This window comes from Mycobacterium sp. IDUB_5 (assembly GCF_055419565.1).
Window position 1 is genome coordinate 1 of record NZ_JBVAXX010000018.1, and the last position, 296, is coordinate 296.

At 64.5% G+C, this 296-nt stretch carries 1 pseudogene; it reads right to left on the minus strand.

Going from position 1 to position 296, the window contains the following annotated elements:
• Positions 1–296 (minus strand): annotated as a pseudogene (locus ACZY1G_RS27815) (4-hydroxy-2-oxovalerate aldolase); the annotation flags it as partial.

The window sequence follows — 296 nt, forward strand, 5'->3', positions numbered from 1 at the left end:
ATCGACCCACCGTTGTTCTGCGCCTCCTTGATGTCCTCCTTGGTGCCCACCCCGGGCAGCATCAGGAACGCGATCTTTGATTCCTTCGCGGTCTCGGCGGCCAGCTTGATCAGTTCCTGCTCGGGAGTCTTGGAGAACCCGTAGTTGAAGCTGGACCCGCCCAACCCGTCACCGTGGGTGACCTCGATCACCGGCACCCCCGCCGCATCCAAGGCCGCGACGATCGCCCCGACCTCGTCGAGGGTGAACTGGTGGCGCTTGTGATGGGAGCCGTCGCGCAGCGACGTGTCGGTCAT